Annotated in this window: 19 protein-coding genes; 4 read left to right on the top strand and 15 right to left on the bottom strand. The window is 63.5% G+C overall.

The window, feature by feature from the left end; genetic code table 11:
• Positions 1-62: 62 nt before the first annotated feature.
• From GQA94_RS03990 to GQA94_RS03970, 5 genes are read right to left on the bottom strand one after another with little or no spacing between them, the layout of a single operon-like run.
• On the bottom strand, positions 63-695 hold the full coding sequence (locus tag GQA94_RS03990) for an SCO family protein (protein ID WP_158186852.1): 633 nt from the start codon (positions 693-695) through the stop codon (positions 63-65).
• A gap of 51 nt (positions 696-746) precedes the next feature.
• Positions 747-1,646, bottom strand: coding sequence for a heme o synthase (gene cyoE, locus GQA94_RS03985; protein ID WP_158186851.1), 900 nt, complete (start codon positions 1,644-1,646; stop codon positions 747-749).
• A 16-nt stretch (positions 1,647-1,662) separates the two neighbouring features.
• Positions 1,663-2,724, bottom strand: a complete 1,062-nt coding sequence (locus GQA94_RS03980; protein WP_158186850.1) for a COX15/CtaA family protein — start codon at positions 2,722-2,724, stop codon at positions 1,663-1,665.
• Between the two features lie 57 nt (positions 2,725-2,781).
• A complete protein-coding gene (locus GQA94_RS03975) occupies positions 2,782-3,363 on the bottom strand; it encodes a hypothetical protein (RefSeq protein ID WP_158190020.1) in 582 nt (193 codons plus the stop codon).
• Positions 3,364-3,368: 5 nt separating this feature from the next.
• A complete protein-coding gene (locus tag GQA94_RS03970; RefSeq protein WP_158186849.1) occupies positions 3,369-4,076 on the bottom strand; it encodes an SURF1 family protein in 708 nt (235 codons plus the stop codon).
• Between the two features lie 70 nt (positions 4,077-4,146).
• Between GQA94_RS03970 and GQA94_RS03965 the strand changes: the two genes are divergently transcribed.
• Positions 4,147-4,350, top strand: a complete 204-nt coding sequence (locus GQA94_RS03965) for a twin transmembrane helix small protein (RefSeq protein WP_158186848.1) — start codon at positions 4,147-4,149, stop codon at positions 4,348-4,350.
• Positions 4,351-4,358: 8 nt separating this feature from the next.
• Here GQA94_RS03965 and GQA94_RS03960 read toward each other — a convergent pair whose 3' ends face one another.
• The 6 genes from GQA94_RS03960 to GQA94_RS03935 all read right to left on the bottom strand — a co-directional run bounded on the left by GQA94_RS03960 (position 4,359) and on the right by GQA94_RS03935 (position 10,346).
• Entirely contained in the window at positions 4,359-5,258 is a 900-nt protein-coding gene (locus GQA94_RS03960; RefSeq protein WP_158186847.1) for a cytochrome c oxidase subunit 3, read from the bottom strand.
• Complete coding sequence (locus GQA94_RS03955; RefSeq protein WP_158186846.1) at positions 5,255-5,836, bottom strand: cytochrome c oxidase assembly protein; 582 nt, start codon at positions 5,834-5,836, stop codon at positions 5,255-5,257. Before GQA94_RS03955 ends, GQA94_RS03960 begins: the two co-directional genes overlap by 4 nt.
• Before the next feature lie 23 nt (positions 5,837-5,859).
• Positions 5,860-7,488: a cytochrome c oxidase subunit I gene (ctaD, locus tag GQA94_RS03950; RefSeq protein WP_158186845.1), complete on the bottom strand. Its 1,629-nt coding sequence runs from the start codon at positions 7,486-7,488 to the stop codon at positions 5,860-5,862.
• Positions 7,489-7,500: 12 nt separating this feature from the next.
• A complete protein-coding gene (gene coxB / locus GQA94_RS03945) occupies positions 7,501-8,634 on the bottom strand; it encodes a cytochrome c oxidase subunit II (protein WP_158186844.1) in 1,134 nt (377 codons plus the stop codon).
• Positions 8,635-8,848: 214 nt separating this feature from the next.
• Positions 8,849-9,103: a hypothetical protein gene (locus GQA94_RS03940; protein WP_158186843.1), complete on the bottom strand. Its 255-nt coding sequence runs from the start codon at positions 9,101-9,103 to the stop codon at positions 8,849-8,851.
• A 178-nt stretch (positions 9,104-9,281) separates the two neighbouring features.
• Positions 9,282-10,346, bottom strand: coding sequence for a PA0069 family radical SAM protein (locus tag GQA94_RS03935; protein WP_158186842.1), 1,065 nt, complete (start codon positions 10,344-10,346; stop codon positions 9,282-9,284).
• A 168-nt stretch (positions 10,347-10,514) separates the two neighbouring features.
• Here GQA94_RS03935 and GQA94_RS03930 point away from each other — a divergent pair, with 168 nt between their 5' ends.
• The gene (locus GQA94_RS03930) at positions 10,515-11,588 is read left to right on the top strand and encodes an acyltransferase family protein (RefSeq protein ID WP_158186841.1); all 1,074 of its coding nucleotides are present in this window, start codon (positions 10,515-10,517) and stop codon (positions 11,586-11,588) included.
• Positions 11,589-11,647: 59 nt separating this feature from the next.
• On the opposite strand, the gene GQA94_RS03925 is transcribed toward GQA94_RS03930, so the two are convergent.
• From GQA94_RS03925 to GQA94_RS03910, 4 genes are all read right to left on the bottom strand, one after another.
• Positions 11,648-12,412 (bottom strand): DUF1835 domain-containing protein, encoded by a 765-nt coding sequence (locus tag GQA94_RS03925; protein ID WP_158186840.1) that lies wholly within the window; start codon positions 12,410-12,412, stop codon positions 11,648-11,650.
• 18 nt (positions 12,413-12,430) lie between these two features.
• The gene (locus GQA94_RS03920) at positions 12,431-12,709 is read right to left on the bottom strand and encodes a YheV family putative zinc ribbon protein (protein WP_158186839.1); all 279 of its coding nucleotides are present in this window, start codon (positions 12,707-12,709) and stop codon (positions 12,431-12,433) included.
• Entirely contained in the window at positions 12,706-14,754 is a 2,049-nt protein-coding gene (gene prlC, locus GQA94_RS03915) for an oligopeptidase A (protein WP_158186838.1), read from the bottom strand. Before prlC ends, GQA94_RS03920 begins: the two co-directional genes overlap by 4 nt.
• A 133-nt stretch (positions 14,755-14,887) precedes the next feature.
• On the bottom strand, positions 14,888-15,877 hold the full coding sequence (locus GQA94_RS03910) for a bile acid:sodium symporter family protein (RefSeq protein WP_158186837.1): 990 nt from the start codon (positions 15,875-15,877) through the stop codon (positions 14,888-14,890).
• A gap of 84 nt (positions 15,878-15,961) precedes the next feature.
• Here GQA94_RS03910 and GQA94_RS03905 point away from each other — a divergent pair, with 84 nt between their 5' ends.
• Positions 15,962-16,777: an AraC family transcriptional regulator gene (locus GQA94_RS03905; RefSeq protein WP_158186836.1), complete on the top strand. Its 816-nt coding sequence runs from the start codon at positions 15,962-15,964 to the stop codon at positions 16,775-16,777.
• A 69-nt stretch (positions 16,778-16,846) separates the two neighbouring features.
• A complete protein-coding gene (locus GQA94_RS03900) occupies positions 16,847-17,383 on the top strand; it encodes a gamma carbonic anhydrase family protein (RefSeq protein WP_158186835.1) in 537 nt (178 codons plus the stop codon).
• Positions 17,384-17,432 lie beyond the last annotated feature (49 nt).

The raw sequence follows: 17,432 nt of genomic DNA, 5'->3' as shown, positions 1-17,432 counted from the left end.
GCGGGCCTTTTTCATGACGCAGCGCTCCGCGCTTCGGATCGGCCCCGCCATTGCCGCACGGGTTACTCCAGCGCCAGTACCGCCGGCAATTGCGTGGCAAGCTTCTCGGTGCGAAGCGGAGCGCGGATGAACCCGCGCAGACGGCCGTCCGGCCCGATCAGCGCCAGGTTGCCGCCGTGGTCGACGGTGTAGTTTTCTTTCGAGGTGTCGCCAGGGATGAACGGCACGCCGGCTGCGTTGGCCAGGGTCTGGATATCGTCCAGCGGCCCCGTCAGGCCGATGAACCCGGCACCGAAGTAATCCAGGTATTTCTTCAACTGCTCGGGCGTGTCGCGCTCCGGATCGACGCTGACCAGGATCGGCTGCACCCGCGGCAACGCCTCTTCAGGCAGCATGCCGCGCAGTTGCCGCAGCTCGGCGAGCGTGGCCGGGCAGATATCGGGGCAGAACGTATAGCCGAAGAACAGCAGGCTCCAGCGGCCTTCGAGCTGCTTCAGCGCCATCGCCTCGCCGTCCTGGTTGGTCAGTGTCAGCTCCGGCATGTCCCGCCCCTGGGGCAGCATGACGATGCCGGCATCGAGCAGCTCGGCCGTATCGAGCGGTTGCGCGCTATTGAGCACCTTGTAGACCGTCAGGCCAATGACCAGCGCAACCAGCGCCACGAGAATGAAGACGGTGTTCTGAATGCGGGTCATGGAATTCCTGTAATGACGGGGTCAGGCCGGCCAGACGCGCGGGCGCGGCCACTAGATATTCAACAGCAGATAATGATCAACCAGCAGCGCGATGAACAGCGCGAACAGATACCAGATGCTGAATTTGAATGTCTTGATGGCCGCATGGGGGCGGCTGTCCCGGTACAGCACGAGCGTCCAGTACAGGAAGCGCGCGCCCAGTAGCACAGCTGCCGCCAGGTACAGCGGGCCGCTCATGTGGATGGCGAACGGCATAAAGCTCACCGCCAGCAACACGCCGGTGTACAGCAGGATATGCACCTTAGTGTAGTGCTCGCCATGGGTCACCGGCAGCATGGGTACGTTGACCTTGGCGTACTCGGCCTTGCGATGAATCGCCAGCGCCCAGAAGTGTGGCGGCGTCCAGGCGAAGATGATCAATACCAGCAAGAGCGGCTCGGCGGTCACCTGCCCGGTCACCGCGACCCAACCGAGCAGCGGTGGCGCCGCCCCGGCCAGACCGCCGATGACGATGTTCTGCGGCGTTGCACGCTTGAGAAAACCGGTATAAATGACCGCATAGCCGATCAGCGACGCCAGCGTCAGCCAGGCGGCCAGCGCGTTGGTGAACACCAGCAGCAATCCCATGCCGGCAACGCTCAGCAGCAGCGCGAACAGCAAGGCCGAAGCCGGCGATACACGCCCTTCGGCCAACGGCCTCTTGTGGGTGCGCGCCATCACCGAGTCGATACGCCGATCCACCACGTGATTAACCGCCGCCGCGCCGCCAGCGCAAAGCGCGATGCCGAGGTTGCCGAACACCAGTACGGTCCAGGGAACCCCTGCGCGCGTTGCGAGAAACATGCCCACCAACGATGTGATGAGCATCAGCAGCACCACCTTCGGCTTGGTCAGTTCCAGGTAGTCGCGCCAGCTGACCCGGGCGCTGCGTTCGCTGAGTAGTGTGGCCATGGGGTTCTCCTTAGGGTCATGCGCGGGGCAGGTCGAGCCCGCCCATCGTGTTCGCGTTCGAGCGCGCCGGGTCGCCCGCCGTGGCAGCGTGCCGACGGCTCAGGTAAAGGCGATGGTTGATCAGCACGGTCACCAGCAGCAGCAACGCACCGCCGCCGTTGTGGGCGACGGCAACAGCCAGGGGCAGGTTCAGCAGGACGTTGCTGATGCCCAGCCCGACCTGCAGCGCCAACGCCGCCAGCAACAGCCCGGCGAGCCGCGACAGCCCGTTGCGCCAGAGCTGCCAGCTCAACGCCAGCAGCAATGCCGTGACGACCAGTGCGCCGAGGCGGTGAGTGACATGGATGGCGGTGCGCGCCTCGCCATAAAGCATGCCGCCCAGGTAGTTGGGGCCGATATCGTGGTGGGTCAGGTTGAATGCATTGGCGAAATCCATGTCCGGCCACCAGCGCCCGTGGCACGTCGGGAAATCGGTGCAGGCGACCGCCGCGTAATTGCTGCTGACCCAGCCGCCGAGGGTGATCTGCGCAATCACCGCCAAAAGCGCGACTGCCGCGAACCGTCTGACCCAAGCCGGTATCGGAGCCAGGGCAGGCTGGTGCCCCGACAAACGCAGGCAAAGCAGGAACAACAGGCTCAAGGTGGTGAATCCGCCCAGCAGATGCGCCGTCACCACCTGCGGCCAGAGTTGCAGGGTCACCGTCCACATGCCGAACGCCGCCTGAGTGACGACCACCGCCAGCAGCAACAGCGGCAGCCCGACCGGCTGATCCGGTTGCGCGCGCCGGCGCAGCGCCTGCACCGCAAGCGCGAGGATCACCACGCCCAGGGCACCGGCAAAGTAGCGGTGCACCATCTCGTTCCAACCCTTGTTCACTTCCAGCGGCGCATCGGGAAAGCGCAGCGCGGCCAGATGCTGCTTGTCTTCGCTCATCGGCACGCTGAGAAAACCGTAACAGCCGGGCCAATCCGGACAACCGAGACCGGCGTGGGTCAGCCGCGTATAGGCGCCCAGCAGCACGACCACAACGGTCAACAGCGTAGCGACGAGGGCGAGGCGGTATCCGGGTTTTGCCATCGGGTTCTCCTTGGGCAGCCTCGTTAGGACTCCAGCGAGACGGCCAAGTGCCTGGGATCAACCAATCTGGGAGATTTTCAGGAGGTATTTGAGATCATCGAGAATCGCCTTGCCGTTCGCCTTGGCGTCGTAGCGCAGCACCAGATTGCCGTGCGGGTCGACGATCCATAATTGGGCGCCACCGGGTGCCTCCGGGTTGCGCGCATAGGCCACCGGGTCCAGCTCATAGCGTTGTAGTTGTGGGTATTCGCGCTGGAGGCGTTGGTCGTAGTCAGCGCTCAGTGCCTGCCCGCTCGCCAGTGCATGGCTGGCACGGCCGGACTCACGGGCCAGGCCGATGTTGATCTGCCGCGCCAGATAGACCAGTTGCTGGCAGTCCTCGGCGCAGCCTTGCGGTGCGGTGACCAGCAGTTCCCAGCGCGGTTCGGCCGTGGCTGGCACCCCGATTCCCAGCGCTTCACGGCCCTGCCCGGTCGCCACCAGCACGCCATCGTAGCTGCGCGTCTCCGGTACCCAGAAGCCGAAGCGATACATCGCAGCGGCCAGCAGCATCGGGCCGATCACCACAGCCACGATCAGCAGCAGTTGCAGCCGACCACGGCGTCGTTGCGGTTGTGCGGGTTCGAAGGTTGGATTCATTGCGGTCACTGGGTGCTCCCTCGTGCCTGATGCACGCCGAAGTAGATGAACAGCGCCAGCAATGCCGCTGCCAGCGCAAACCATTGAACGGCATAGCCCAGATGCTGCTGCGGTCGCATGCTGGTGATCGGCCAGTCTGTCCGGTATGCCGCCGGGCCGGCTTCAAGGCGCAGTTCGTATTCGACCCCATCACGCCCGAGCAACTTCCAGAGCGCGTCGACCTCGACATGATTGAGCAGCCGCGGCCAGCCCTCGGCCATGCGACGGTTGAGCAGAAACGGTTTTCCGGACGGCGCATAGACCCACGCAGACAACTTCAACGGACGATCCGGGGTGTCGAACTTCGGCGGGATTCGCCGATCCGGCCAGGGAATCCAGCCACGGTTGAGCAGCACCCAACGACCGCTGGGCTGATCCTGAAAGGGCTGCAACAGCTCCACGCCGACCTGTCCGTCGCGGGTGCGGCTGTCGAGCAGAAAGCTGTGCTCGGCATCGAAACTGCCCTGCAGATGGATACGGCTGTAGGCGGGATCCTCGAGGCGCTCGATCTGGTCCGGGCCCACGGGCTCGGCCTGTTGTCGCGCTTCCTGGCGGGCCAGCATGTCGCGCTTCTGCTCGCCCCGTTCCAGCTGCCAGAAGCCCAGCCAGACGAGCAGCGGCAGCACTGTCAGGACCACCAGGGTCGGCAGCAGGCCGGGCTTGAATCGGTTCATGCCACGCCCCACGGCATATCGATACGGCTGGCTATACTGCACCCCCACTTCCCCTGCTACGGACTCGCTCATGCTCAAGGCGGCGATCGTTCTGTTATTAGTGGCCACGCTGGTCAGTCTGTTCAGTGGCCTGTTCTTCCTGGTCAAGGACGAGGGTCGTACCTCACGCCTGGTCACCGCCCTCTTCGTGCGCGTCACCCTGACCGCGCTGACCGTCGCCCTGATCGCCTGGGGCTTCCATACCGGGCAGCTACACCCGGGGTTCGGTGCCTGAGCGGTGCGCTAGAGTACGTAGACGAATACGAACAGGCCGATCCACACCACATCGACGAAGTGCCAGTACCAGGCTGCGGCCTCGAAACCGAAGTGCTGTTCGGGTGTGAAATGGCCGCGAAAGCTGCGCACCAGCATCACTGTCAGGATGATCGCGCCCATGGTCACGTGGGCACCGTGAAAGCCGGTCAGCATGAAGAATGTCGCGCCATAGATTCCCGAACCGAGGGTCAAGCCAAGCTCGGTGTAGGCGTGTACGTACTCTTCGATCTGCAGGATCAGGAAGATCACGCCCAGCAGCACGGTGACACCCAACCCCATCTTGAGCTGCTGGCGGTTTCCCTTGCGCAGGGCGTGATGCGCCCAGGTCAAGGTGAAGCTGGAGGAGACCAGCAGAATCGTGTTGATCAACGGCAATCCCCAGGGGCTGATGGTGCCCTCCGGCGCCGGGTACAGCTTGGGATCGGGATTGTTCAGCAGTGGCCATGTGTACTCGAAGTTCGGCCAGAGCATTCCGCTGACGCCCTTGGCGCCGTCACCATCGAGCCACGGACCGACCCAGTAGCGGATGTAGAACAGGACGCCGAAGAAGGCCAGGAAGAACATCACTTCCGAGAAAATGAACCAGCTCATGCCCCAGCGGAACGAGCGGTCCATCTGCGCGCTATACAGCCCGGCGCGGCCTTCACGCACCACCGAGCCGAACCAGCCGAACATCATGTAGGCGATCAGCAGACCGCCGATGAAAAAGATCAGCGGCCCATTGGACTCGGCACGATCAGCCTTGAGGTCGTTGAACCAGGTGCCCAAGCCATAGACGGTCGTGAGCAGCGCCACCGTCCCGACGATCGGCCATTTGCTCTGGGCAGGAACGTAGTAATTCTCATGCGGGGTGGTCTGTTGGCTCATTGCAGACTCTCCTTGGCCACCACCCGGGACGCCCGATCAACGACGGCGACGGGCGGTTGGCGAGACGTGATGTCGAACAGGGTGTACGCGAGCGTCAGGTGACGCACATCCGCAGGCAGATCACGGTCGACGATGAAGCGCACCGGCATCTCGATGCGTTCACCGGGTTGCAGAACCTGTTGGGTAAAGCAGAAGCACTCGGTCTTGTGGAAGTAGGCCGCTGCCTTGGCCGGCGACACGCTGGGCACCGCCTGCGCGGTCATCGGCTTGTCCGTGGGGTTATAGGCGACGAAGCGCATCTCGCGGCTGGCACCGGGATTCACGCTGAGCTGATCGGCCGCCGGCTTGAACTCCCAGACCATCCCGGCGGCATTCGTGGCGAGGAACTGGACCCGCACTTCGCGAGCCTCGTCCGCGATCTGCACGCCGTCATAGGCGCCGGCCGTCTTGCCGTTGATGCCAAAGGCCTTGCACATCACGTCATAGATCGGCACCAGCGCGAAGCCGAACGCGAACATCGCCACGACGACCAGCAGCAGTCGACGAACCAGGCGGCCCAGCGGCAACTCAGTGTTCATGGCGCCTCCTCGAATCCGACGGGCTAGTCATGCTTCGGTCCCGTCCGGTGCTCATGCAGGGTATGCATGTCCGGCGGAACGCTGAAGGTGTGGTACGGCGCGGGCGACGGCACGCTCCACTCCAGGCCTTCTGCACCGTCCCAGGGCTTGGCGGGCGCCGCGGGACCGCCACGGATGCACTTGATGACGATGAACAGGAACAACAGCTGGGTGGCACCGAACATGAAGGCGCCGATACTGGACACCATGTTGAAGTTGGCGAACATCATGTTGTAGTCCGGGATACGCCGCGGCATGCCCGCCAGGCCGACGAAATGCATCGGGAAGAACGCGAGGTTCATGCCGACGAAACTCATCCAGAAGTGCAGCTTGGCCAGGGTTTCGTCGTACATGTGCCCGGTCCACTTGGGCAACCAGTAATAGGCCGAGGCGAAGATGCCGAAGATCGCTCCCGGCACTAGCACATAGTGGAAGTGCGCCACCACGAAATAGGTGTCGTGGTATTGGAAATCGGCCGGCGCGATGGCCAGCATCAGGCCGGAAAATCCGCCGATGGTGAACAAAATGACGAAGGCCACCGCGAACAGCATGGGCGCTTCGAAGGTCAGCGAGCCGCGCCACATGGTCGACACCCAGTTGAACACCTTCACGCCGGTCGGCACCGCGATCAGCATGGTCGCGTACATGAAGAACAGCTCGCCCACCAGCGGGATGCCGACGGTGAACATGTGGTGCGACCAGACGATGAACGAGAGAAAGGCGATGGCTCCGGTGGCATAGACCATGGAGGTGTAGCCAAACAACGGCTTGCGGCTGAACGCCGGGATGATCGAACTGACCGCGCCGAACGCCGGCAGGATCATGATGTATACCTCCGGATGGCCGAAGAACCAGAACACATGCTGGAACAGCACCGGGTCACCGCCGCCCGCGGCGCTGAAGAAACTGGTGCCGAAGTGGATGTCCATCAGCATCATGGTCACCACACCGGCCAGCACGGGCATCACCGCGATCAGCAGGAAAGCGGTGATCAGCCAGGTCCAGACGAACAATGGCATCTTCATCAGGGTCATGCCCGGCGCGCGCAGGTTGAGCACGGTGGCGACCACGTTGATCGCGCCCATGATCGAGCTGATGCCCATCAGGTGGATGGCGAAGATGAAAAAGGTCACCGACTCCGGCGCGTAGGTGGTCGACAGCGGCGCATAGAACGTCCAGCCGAAGTTCGGCCCGCCGCCTTCCATGAACAAGGTCGAAACCAATAGCCCGAACGCGGCCGGCAGCAGCCAGAAGCTGAAGTTGTTCATACGCGGCAGCGCCATGTCCGGCGCGCCGATCATCAACGGAATCATCCAGTTGGCCAGGCCGACGAACGCCGGCATCACCGCACCGAAGACCATGATCAGGCCATGCATGGTGGTCATCTGGTTGAAGAATTCGGGCTGCACGATCTGCAATCCCGGCTGGAACAGCTCGGCGCGGATCACCATCGCCATCGAGCCGCCCAGCAGGAAGGCGCAGAAGCTGAACCACAGGTACATCGAGCCGATGTCCTTGTGGTTGGTGGTCAATAGCCAGCGGGACAGCCCCTTGGCTGGGCCATGGTGATGGTCATGCCCGACATGACCATGATCGTCGATCACTGCACTCATCGCTGCCTACCCCTATTGACTGGCTTCTTCGGCCTGTTTGAAGTCGAGCACGTCTTTCGGCGTGACCATATCGCCCTTGTCGTTGCCCCAGGCGTTGCGCTCGTAGGTGATCACAGCAGCCAGGTCGACCTCCGAGAGTTGCGGACCGAAAGCCGGCATCGACGTGCCCGGCGAGCCCTTGACGACGATGCTGATGTGGTCTTCTGCCTCCCCGGTGGCGATCGGCGAGCCCTTGAGCGCCGGGAACATCGGTGGCAGGCCCTCGCCCGTGGGCTGGTGACAGGATGCGCAGGTGGTCTGGTAAACCGTCTCGCCGCGCGCCACCAACTCCTCGAGCGTCCACTCCTTGCTGGTCAGCTCGGCCAGCTTGGCCGCCTCTGCCTTCTTCTCGCCGAGCCAGGCGGCGTAGTCATCCTGTGACTTGACCTCGACGACCACCGGCATGAAGCCGTGGTCCTTGCCGCACAGCTCGGTGCACTGCCCACGGTAGATCCCGGGCTCGTCGATGCGGGTCCAGGATTCGTTGATGAAACCCGGTATGGCGTCCTTCTTCACCGCAAGGTCCGGCACCCACCAGGAGTGGATGACGTCCGCTGCGGTGATCAGGAAGCGCACCTTGGCGCCCACCGGAATCACCAGCGGCTCGTCCACTTCCAGCAGGTAATGCTCGCCCTTGGGCTCGAGGTTGTTGATCTGGTCTCGCGGCGTGGTGAGGTTGCTGAAGAACTCGACGTCCTCGCCCAGGTACTTGTAGTGCCACTTCCACTGATAGCCTGTGATCTGGATATCCACATCCGACTCGGACGCGTCGTAGATGTGGATCAGCGTGCGGGTCGCCGGGATCGCCATACCGATGAGGATCAGCAAAGGAATGATGGTCCAGAGCACCTCGACCCGAGTGTTCTCATGGAAATTCGCCGACTCCAGCCGCTTGGAGCGGCGGTGGGCGAACATCGACCAGAACATTGCCGCGAACACCAGCACGCCGATGATCACGCAGATCCAGAAGATGGTCATGTGCAGATCGAACACGGATCGACTGACGTCCGTGGCACCGGAGCGCATATTCACGTCCCAGGCCGCTTGAGCCTGGCCGAATAGCGACCACAGCCCAATCCCCATCCAGACTCGTGGATGTCGCGACATTGCGGGTTCCCCTTATGGTTCTTGTTATCCCGCCGACTGCTTGTGTCCGGCCGCGAATGGAGCAGATGCTCGTTTCGACGGCCTGACCACGCTGCGACCCGGCTCCCCCCAATTCCTGGTAGCCAGCTCGCGCACTGCACGCGCAGTCGGATTCAATCGGTACGCTTACGATCGGAGTATAGACAGCGATCCAAGACTGGCAATTCGGTCGGATTCAGGCACTGACTTCTGCATCCGCGGGGCGCACGTTCTTCTTCACACCGCGGATATTCATAAGGGCCAGACACACCTGCAACGTGATCAGCGCCCAGGCCTGTGCGTGCCAGCCCCAGATAACCCAGAGCAGGTTACTCAGCAGAAAACACCAGAATCCCACCGTGCGACGTCTCGGCTTCAGCGAGCCGATCAGCCACGCCGCGAGAACCGTGACCAGCATGGCTGGCCATTGCAGCAGATCGATCCAATCCACGATGCCTCCTCGGTGGGAATACAGGGATTGGTGGCATGCCCGCCGGGGTTAGTTCCCTGTTCGCCCATCGCAACGCCGACACGGCATGGCCCCGCCAGGCGACACGGCGTCCGAACCGACCTACGGTGCAGGCGCAAACGGCCGCCGCAGGGAACGTCGAGCGCCTGTGCCCGCCGGCTCAGAGCAGGCTCATCTGCTGGCCGGGCGGGGCGAAGCGGCTGCAATCGAGGCCGTCATTCTGGTCCCGGCGGTTGTATCCCAACCGTTTGCATGCCAGTTGGAAGCGTTGGGCCAGCAGCTGGGCGAACTGACCTTCGCCGCGCATGCGGCTGCCGAAGCGGCTGTCGTAGTCCTTGCCGCCGCGCGATTGCCGCACCAGGCTCATGACATGGGCAGCACGCTGGGGGAAATGCGCCTGCAGCCAGTCGTCGAACAAGGCCGCGACCTCATGCGGCAGGCGCAGCAACACGTAGCCGGCCGAACGCGCGCCGGCGTCCCGCGCGGCTTCGAGCATGCGCTCCAGCTCCATGTCGTTGATCATCGGGATCATCGGCGCGCACATCACGCTGACCGGCACGCCCGCCTCGTGCAGGGTACGCAGCACTCGCAACCGCGCCGAGGGCGATGCAGCACGCGGCTCCATGATGCGTTTGAGCTCGTCGTCCAGCGTTGTCAGGCTCACCGACACGCTGACCAGTCGCTGCTCGGCCAGTGGCATCAGCAGATCCAAGTCGCGCAGCACCAGCGACCCTTTAGTGATGATGTGCACGGGATGCTTGAAGCGAAGCAGGATTTCCAGCGCCTGGCGGGTCAACCGCTGTTCGCGCTCGAGCGGCTGGTAGGCATCGGTATTGACGCCCAGCGCGATGGGCTGCGGGACATAACCGGGCTTGCTCAATTCCTGCTCCAGACGCTCGGCGAGGTTGGTCTTGGCGATCAACCGCGTCTCGAAATCGATCCCGGGCGACAGATCCCAGTAGGCATGGCTGGGCCGCGCGAAGCAATAGATGCAACCGTGCTCGCAGCCGCGATAAGGGTTCACCGAACGATCGAAACCGACATCCGGCGACTGGTTGCGCGTGAGCACCGTCTTGGCTGTCTCGATACGCACCTCGGTGGCACGCGTAGGCGGCACGTCCTGCTCCCAGCCATCGTCATAGGCTTCGCTGCGTGTCGGGGCGAAACGATTATCCGGATTGATCGCGGTGCCGCGACCGCGCGGGATGCTCGAAGGAGAGCGCATGGCGACCTCTGGATTACTGTTTGTATATACAGTATGCCGCATCGAACCGGTGCTTCCATGCCAGCCGTCGGGAAAAAAAGCGGAACGGCAGGGAATTTTTCCGCCTCGCTTCTGCCAAACGAAACCAAAGCGGTAGTCCGTTTTTTCGGTGTCCACAAGGAGGTGAAGATGCCCGCCCACCCAGGCGCAGTGTCTACGCGCGAAAACAACTTCGACTTCCTGAGATTCTTTGCCGCCACGCTGGTCCTGCTCGTCCACAGCTATCCGCTGACCGGGCGACGGCCGGACGAGCCGATCGAGCGGCTGACCGGCTACGAGAATGGCGGTGAATTCGCCGTTGCGGTCTTCTTCGTGATCAGCGGTTACCTGATCACCTCGTCGTGGCTGAACAGCAGCAGCGCGAAAAGCTATCTGATCAAACGGGCGCTGCGCGTCTTTCCCGCCTTGATACTGGCGGTTCTGCTGTCGGTGTTCGTCATCGGCCCGCTGGTCACCGAGCGTCCCCTGAGCGGCTATTTCGCGTCCCCGATCACCTGGACCTACCTGCAGAACCTGTTGCTCGTGACGCGCTTCGAATTGCCAGGGGTGTTCAGCCAGAACATCTATCCGAACGTGGTGAACGGATCGCTGTGGACACTGCCACTCGAAGTGATGATGTACCTGGGTGTCCTGGTCCTGGGCCTGACCGGATTGCTGAAACGCCGCCTGATCTTCCTGCCGATCGCCGGCCTCGCCCTGGGCCACTTCTGGCTGCTGGGGAGGCTCGGCATCGAGTCGTTCTTCATCAACAATCTGTTCAAGCTCGGGCTGTTGTATTACACCGGCGCCGCGATTTTTCTCTACCGCGAGGCGCTACCCTGGCGCGGCTGGATCGCGGCGGCGTTCGTCGCGGCGCTGGTACTCACGTTTCATACCGCTGCCGGCCCCTACGTCTACATGGTCGCCCTGCCTTATCTGGTGATCTACCTCGCGTATGCGCCGATTCCACTGATTGCCCGGTTCGGCAAGTACGGCGATTTCTCCTACGGCATGTACATCTACGCGTTCCCGTTTCAACAACTGACCGTTTACCTGCTGGGGCACGAGATCGGCGTTTTCTGGTTGACCGTCATCAGCCTCGTGCCGACCCTGCTGCTGGCCATCCTGTCCTGGCATCTGGTCGAGGCGCCGGCGATGACGCTCAAGCAGCGCTTCGCACGCGCGCCGCAACTGGGGCTGGCGCCGCGCAAGACCCTCGGATGAACCCGCCCCTGGGTCGGTTGGCGCGGATGGCCGGGGCATGCACTGGCGATACCTGACGCTCAGCCCGCGCCGCGAACCTGCACGCCGGTGTAGTGCGCCGCGGCGCGGTCGCTCAGTTCGATCACGCCCCGCCTGGCCAGCTCGCGAGCTCGCCAGTAGAGGAACAGGTCAGTGGGGAAGAATCCGTCGCAGTGGCCCATCACATCGGCCATGGCCCGGGCCAGTGGTTTCTCGTCGCCGATACAGGCGGCGGTCAAGGCCTGATCGATGCGCGCGTAGTCCTCACTCACGAAGCGCCCGTCCACCCAGCGCCGTACGGCCGCGTTTTCCCGCACCGCCGTGCGCCATTGGCTGGCGAGCCCGGCGCGCCTGAGCGGCTCGACCGTGCGTGGCTGATAGAGCGCCGCCAGCGCGTCCGGCGAGTGCATGGACACCGCCATCCGCGTGCCGACGCGGCTGTCGCCAGTACCGCAAACCACCTCCCGCAACCGCAACGACGACGCGTCGAGGGCCGCCGCCACGCGGGCCAGCATCAATTGTTCGCTGGCGCTGTCGCCATGCCAGACGAGCACTGAGCGCGACTGGCGGCCCAGCTGCGCCAGCCACTCGGCGTCGGCGCCAATCCCTGTGAAATCCGGTCGCGGCACCAGCGCGTCCGGCCAGAGGCGCTCCCAGAACGCCACGCGCTCCGCGCACGGTGGGGATTGGATGTCGACCAGCGGCCCGACGGCGAGGTCGTCACGCAGCACATGGATCGCTTCGCCATCGCCCAGCAACGGTCGTATGCAGTCGGCCGCAAGGTCGCCACAGGTGAGATGCCACATGAGCGACCCTCCCGTCGATCAGTCGGGCTTTTTCTTCAGTTTGGGATTGGGAAAGAACTGCACCGCCTGCACCTGCGGGTCGGCCGCCTTCGGCTTGCCCTGGTTGACCCGCGTACCCAGCTCCGAGGGCACCGATTGGCCCTGGGCGTTGAGCGTGTCGGCATAGCCGCATTCGACGCACTCGCGATGCGGAACGCCGTCAACGTCCCACATCTTGATGCTGTCGGTGGCGCTGCATGCCGGGCACACCGCACCGGCAATGAAGCGTTTGGTGGTTACCCTGGGGCTATCGGTCATGCGACCTCCTCGCTCAGGCCGAGGTGGCGCAGCAGGGCGTCGGTGGACGGCTCGCGGCCACGGAAATCGACGAACAGCACCATCGGTTCCTGGGAACCGCCGCGCGCCAGGATGGCGTCACGGAACGCGCGGCCGGTTTCGGCATTGAACACGCCCTCCTCCTCGAAGCGCGAAAAGGCATCCGAAGACAGCACCTCGGCCCATTTGTAGCTGTAGTAGCCGGCGGCGTAACCGCCGGAAAAAATATGCGCGAAGCTGTTGGGAAAGCGGTTGCTGGCCGGCGGACGCATCACCGAGACCTCTTGGCGAACGCTCTCCAACACCTCGAGTACGCTGCGCCCGTCGCCATGCGTGGCGTGCAGTTCGAAGTCGAACAGCGAGAACTCCAACTGACGCACCATTATCAGGCCCGACTGGAAGTTCTTCGCGGCCAGCATCTGGTCCAGCTTGTCCTGCGGCAGGCGCTCGCCGGTCTGGTAGTGGCCGGAAATCAGCGCCAGGCCTTCGGGGTCCCAGCACCAGTTTTCCATGAACTGGCTCGGCAGTTCCACCGCGTCCCAGGCCACACCGTTGATGCCGGAAGCACCGGCATGCTCGACCTGCGTCAGCAGATGGTGCAGGCCATGGCCGAACTCATGGAACAGCGTGGTCACTTCGTCGTGAGTCAGCAGCGCCGGGCGCTCGCCTACCGGCGGCGTGAAATTGCACACCAGGTTGGCCACCGGCGTCTGCAGCGTACCGAGGCAGGTGCGGCGCTTGTCGCGGGCACCGTCCATCCAGGCACCGCCACGCTTGTTGGCGCGCGCATAAAGATCGAAGAAAAACCGCCCGACGTGCTCACCGTTCTCCCGGATCTCGAACAGACGCACATCCGGGTGCCAGCTGTCGAATGTTTCCAGTTCGTGGATCTTGATCCCGTACAGGCGCTGGACGATGGCGAACAGCCCGGACAAGACCTTGTCGATCGGGAAGTAGGCGCGCAGCTCTTCCTGGTTCAGGCTGTAGCGTTGCTGGCGCAGCTTCTCGCCGAAGTAGTTGACGTCCCAGCTCTGCAGGTCGCTGACGCCCTGCTCGGCGGCGAACGCGCGCAGCTCCTTCAGGTCGCGCTCGGCGAACGGCTTGCTGCGTGTGGCCAGATCGCGCAGAAAGCCGAGTACCTGATCGGTGCTATCGGCCATCTTGGTCGCCAGTGACAGCTCGGCGTAGTTGCCGAAGCCCAGCAGCTGGGCCAGTTCCTGACGCAGGTCGAGGATCTCTTCCATCACCGGGCCGTTGTCGAACTGACCGGCATTCGGGCCCTGATCGGAGGCGCGGGTGGAATAGGCGATGTAGACCTCTTCGCGCAGCGGGCGGTGGTCGGCGTAGGTCATCACTGCGTAATAGCTGGGAAATTCCAGGCTGATCAGCCAGCCATCGAGTTCCTTGGCCTGGGCCGCTTCGGCCATCTGTGCCTTGGCCGACTCGGTGACGCCAGCCAGCAGGCTTTCATCGGTGACGTGCTTGGTCCAGGCTTGGGTGGCATCGAGCAGTTGGTTGGAAAATTTGCTGCCAAGCTCGGCGAGCTTCATGCGGATCGCGCCGAAACGCTGCTGTTCGGCCGGCGGCAGATCGATACCGGACAGGCGGAAATCGCGCAGCGCGTGCTCGATGATGGTCTTTTGCGCCACATCGAAGCCGTCGGCCTCGGGGCTCAACGCCAGCGCCTGATAGGCGGCGAACAGATCGGCGTTCTGGCCGAGTTCGGTGGCATAGGCGGACAGCTTGGGCAGGCAGGCCTCGTAGGCATTGCGCAACTCGGGGTTGTTGCGCACCGCATTGAGGTGGCTGACCGGGCCCCAGGCACGACTGAGGCGCTCGTTCATTTCGTCCAGGCCGACCACCAGGGTCGACCAGTCGAGGTTTTCGGCGGGGCGGCTGAGCAGTTCCTGCAAGGCGACACGGTTGTCGCCAAGGATGGTGTCGATCGCCGGCTCGACGTGCTCCGGTCCGATTTCGGAATAGGGCGGCAGGTCGAAGTCCCGAAGCAGCGGGTTGGTATCGGTCACGGCGGTTGCCCCTTCTGAAGAAATAATCACCCGTGCATGTTAAAGACAAATGCCCGACCGCGCAGCCTGGAAACGAGGCGATAGCGCCGCTCTATTTCCAACGAAACGGCGCAGCGTGCGGACATCCATACGGCTATTGGACAGCCGCCTGCTCAGGCAATTCGGGGCGTCGCGCATAGCGCTGAGCCAGCACTGCACAGACCATCAGCTGAATCTGATGGAAGATCATCAGCGGCAGGATGATCATCCCCACCGCATGGGTGGCGAACAGCACCTGCGCCATGGGCACGCCGGTGGCGAGGCTCTTCTTCGAGCCGGCGAACAGAATCGTGATGCGGTCTTCCAGATCGAAGCCCAGCCGCTTGGCGAGGAACTGCGTGAGCCACAATACGATCGCCAGCAGCAGGCAACAGGCCAGCACCAGACCCAGCAAATGGGTCAGCGGCACCAGGCGCCAGAGCCCCTCGACCACCGCGCCACTGAAGGCGACATAGATGACCAGCAGGATCGAGCTCTGGTCCACGGTTTTCAACCAGCCCTTGTTGCGGGTCACCCAGTCGCCGATCCAGCGACGGGCAATCTGGCCGGCGATAAAGGGCACCAGCAATTGCATGACGATCTTGCCGATGGAATCCAGCGTCGAGCCGGCTTCGCCTTCTACGCCCATCAACAACAGCACCAGCACCGGCGTAAGGAAAATGCCGATCAGGCTCGATGCCGCTGCACTGCAGATCGCCGCCGGGATGTTGCCACGCGCCAGCGAGGTGAAGGCAATCGCCGATTGCACCGTTGCCGGCAGGGCACAGAGGTACAGCATGCCCAGGTACAGCTCGGTGCCCACCAGCGGAGTCAGCACCGGCTTGAGCGCCAGCCCAAGCAACGGAAACAGGACGAAGGTACAGGCGAACACCAGCAGATGCAGACGCCAGTGGCCGGCGCCAGCGAGGATCGCCTCGCGCGACAGCTTCGCGCCATGCATGAAGAACAGCAGCGCAATCGCCAGCGTGGTGAGCCAATCGAAGAACACCGCGCCCCGACCTTCACACGGGAACACCGTGGCGATCGCCATGACCGCGAGCAGGGCGAGCGTGAAGTTGTCGAACAGTATGCGGAGCTTGGCCATCTACGAATTCCTCAGGGCTTGCGGGCAACGAAAATGGACCTTAACGTGGACGCCAGTTTCCGACTAACGCCAAGCAGGCACGAAATGTCTTCAAACGGACACAGTCTCGCCTTGATGGCGCGCCTTAGCGAACTCGAACGGCTTCCTCGCCCTGTCTATGGACAACTCGACTCACCGCCCAATCTCAAGCTGGGTTATCGCCACAGCCACCCCTGGGTGCAGCTGTCCCATGCGGTAGAAGGGGTACTCGAAGTGCGCACCGAGATGGGTCGCTTCATTGCGCCGCCGCTGCGCGCCGTGTGGATACCCGCCGGGGTCTCGCACCAGGTATTCTGCGCGCCGGACACCTGCATCCGCAGCCTGTACATCGATCGCAGCGTGGCAGGCGATGCACCGGCGCATTGCCGTGTACTGCAAGTGAGCCCCCTGCTGCGCGAGTTGATCCGCCATTTCAGCACCTTGCCCGAAGCCTATGCCGAAGACGGCGCCGAGGGTCGGCTGGTGCAGGTGCTACTCGATCAGCTTGGCTGCGCACCGGAAGTCGAGCTGGTGCTACCGTTGCCGGCCGAACCGCGCCTGCAACGGCTGTGCAAGCGTCTGCAGGCCCATCCCGACTCCCAGGAAGGGCTGGCTGACTGGAGCCGCACGTTGAACGTGTCCGAACGCACGTTGAGCCGGCTGTTTCTGCGCGAAACCGGGCTGACCTTTCGCGCCTGGCGCCAGCGCCTGCGGCTACTCAGCGCATTGCCCGCTCTGGAGCGCGGCGAACGCGTGACCGACGTGGCGCTGGGCTGCGGCTACGAATCGTTATCGGCATTCATCGCCGCGTTTCGCGAACAATTCGGCGCCACGCCAGGCGAATTCTTTCGCCCCGGCGTGCCAGGCGGCCGTGTCAATTAATCATCGCGCAGGCTACCGTCCGGTATCGGCCGCTCGCCGATGACCCCGCTGCGACCTCAGGAGATGCCCGTGAACATACGCACCTATCAGGATCACACCCCGAAACTCGGAGAGCGGGTGTTCGTCGACCCCAGCGCGGTACTCATCGGCGACATCGAAATCGGCGCAGACAGTTCGGTATGGCCGCTGACCGTGGTCCGCGGCGACATGCACCGCATCCGCATCGGCTCGCGGACCAGCATCCAGGATGGCAGCGTGCTGCACATCACTCATGCCGGCCCGTTCAACCCGGACGGTTTTCCGCTGACCATTGGCGACGAGGTCACCGTGGGCCACAAGGTCACCCTGCACGGCTGTACGCTGGGCAGCCGCATCCTGGTCGGCATGGGCTCGATCGTGATGGACGGCGCCGTGGTGCAGGACGAGGTGATCATCGGTGCCGGCAGCCTGGTGCCACCAGGCAAGACGCTGGTCAGCGGCTACCTGTACGTCGGCAGCCCGGTGAAACAGGCACGCCCACTGACCGACAAGGAGCGCAGCTTTTTCAGCTACACCGCCGGCAACTACGTGAAGTTGAAGAACCTGCACATGGCCGAAGGCACCTGAAGCCATCCAGTGCCGCAAGCCAGCCAGACGCCCACATCTCGACGAGTCA

It is taken from the genome of Stutzerimonas stutzeri (assembly GCF_009789555.1).
GTDB classification, from domain to species: Bacteria; Pseudomonadota; Gammaproteobacteria; order Pseudomonadales; family Pseudomonadaceae; genus Stutzerimonas; species Stutzerimonas stutzeri_R.
This window is presented reverse-complemented; position numbering and strand designations above follow the sequence as displayed.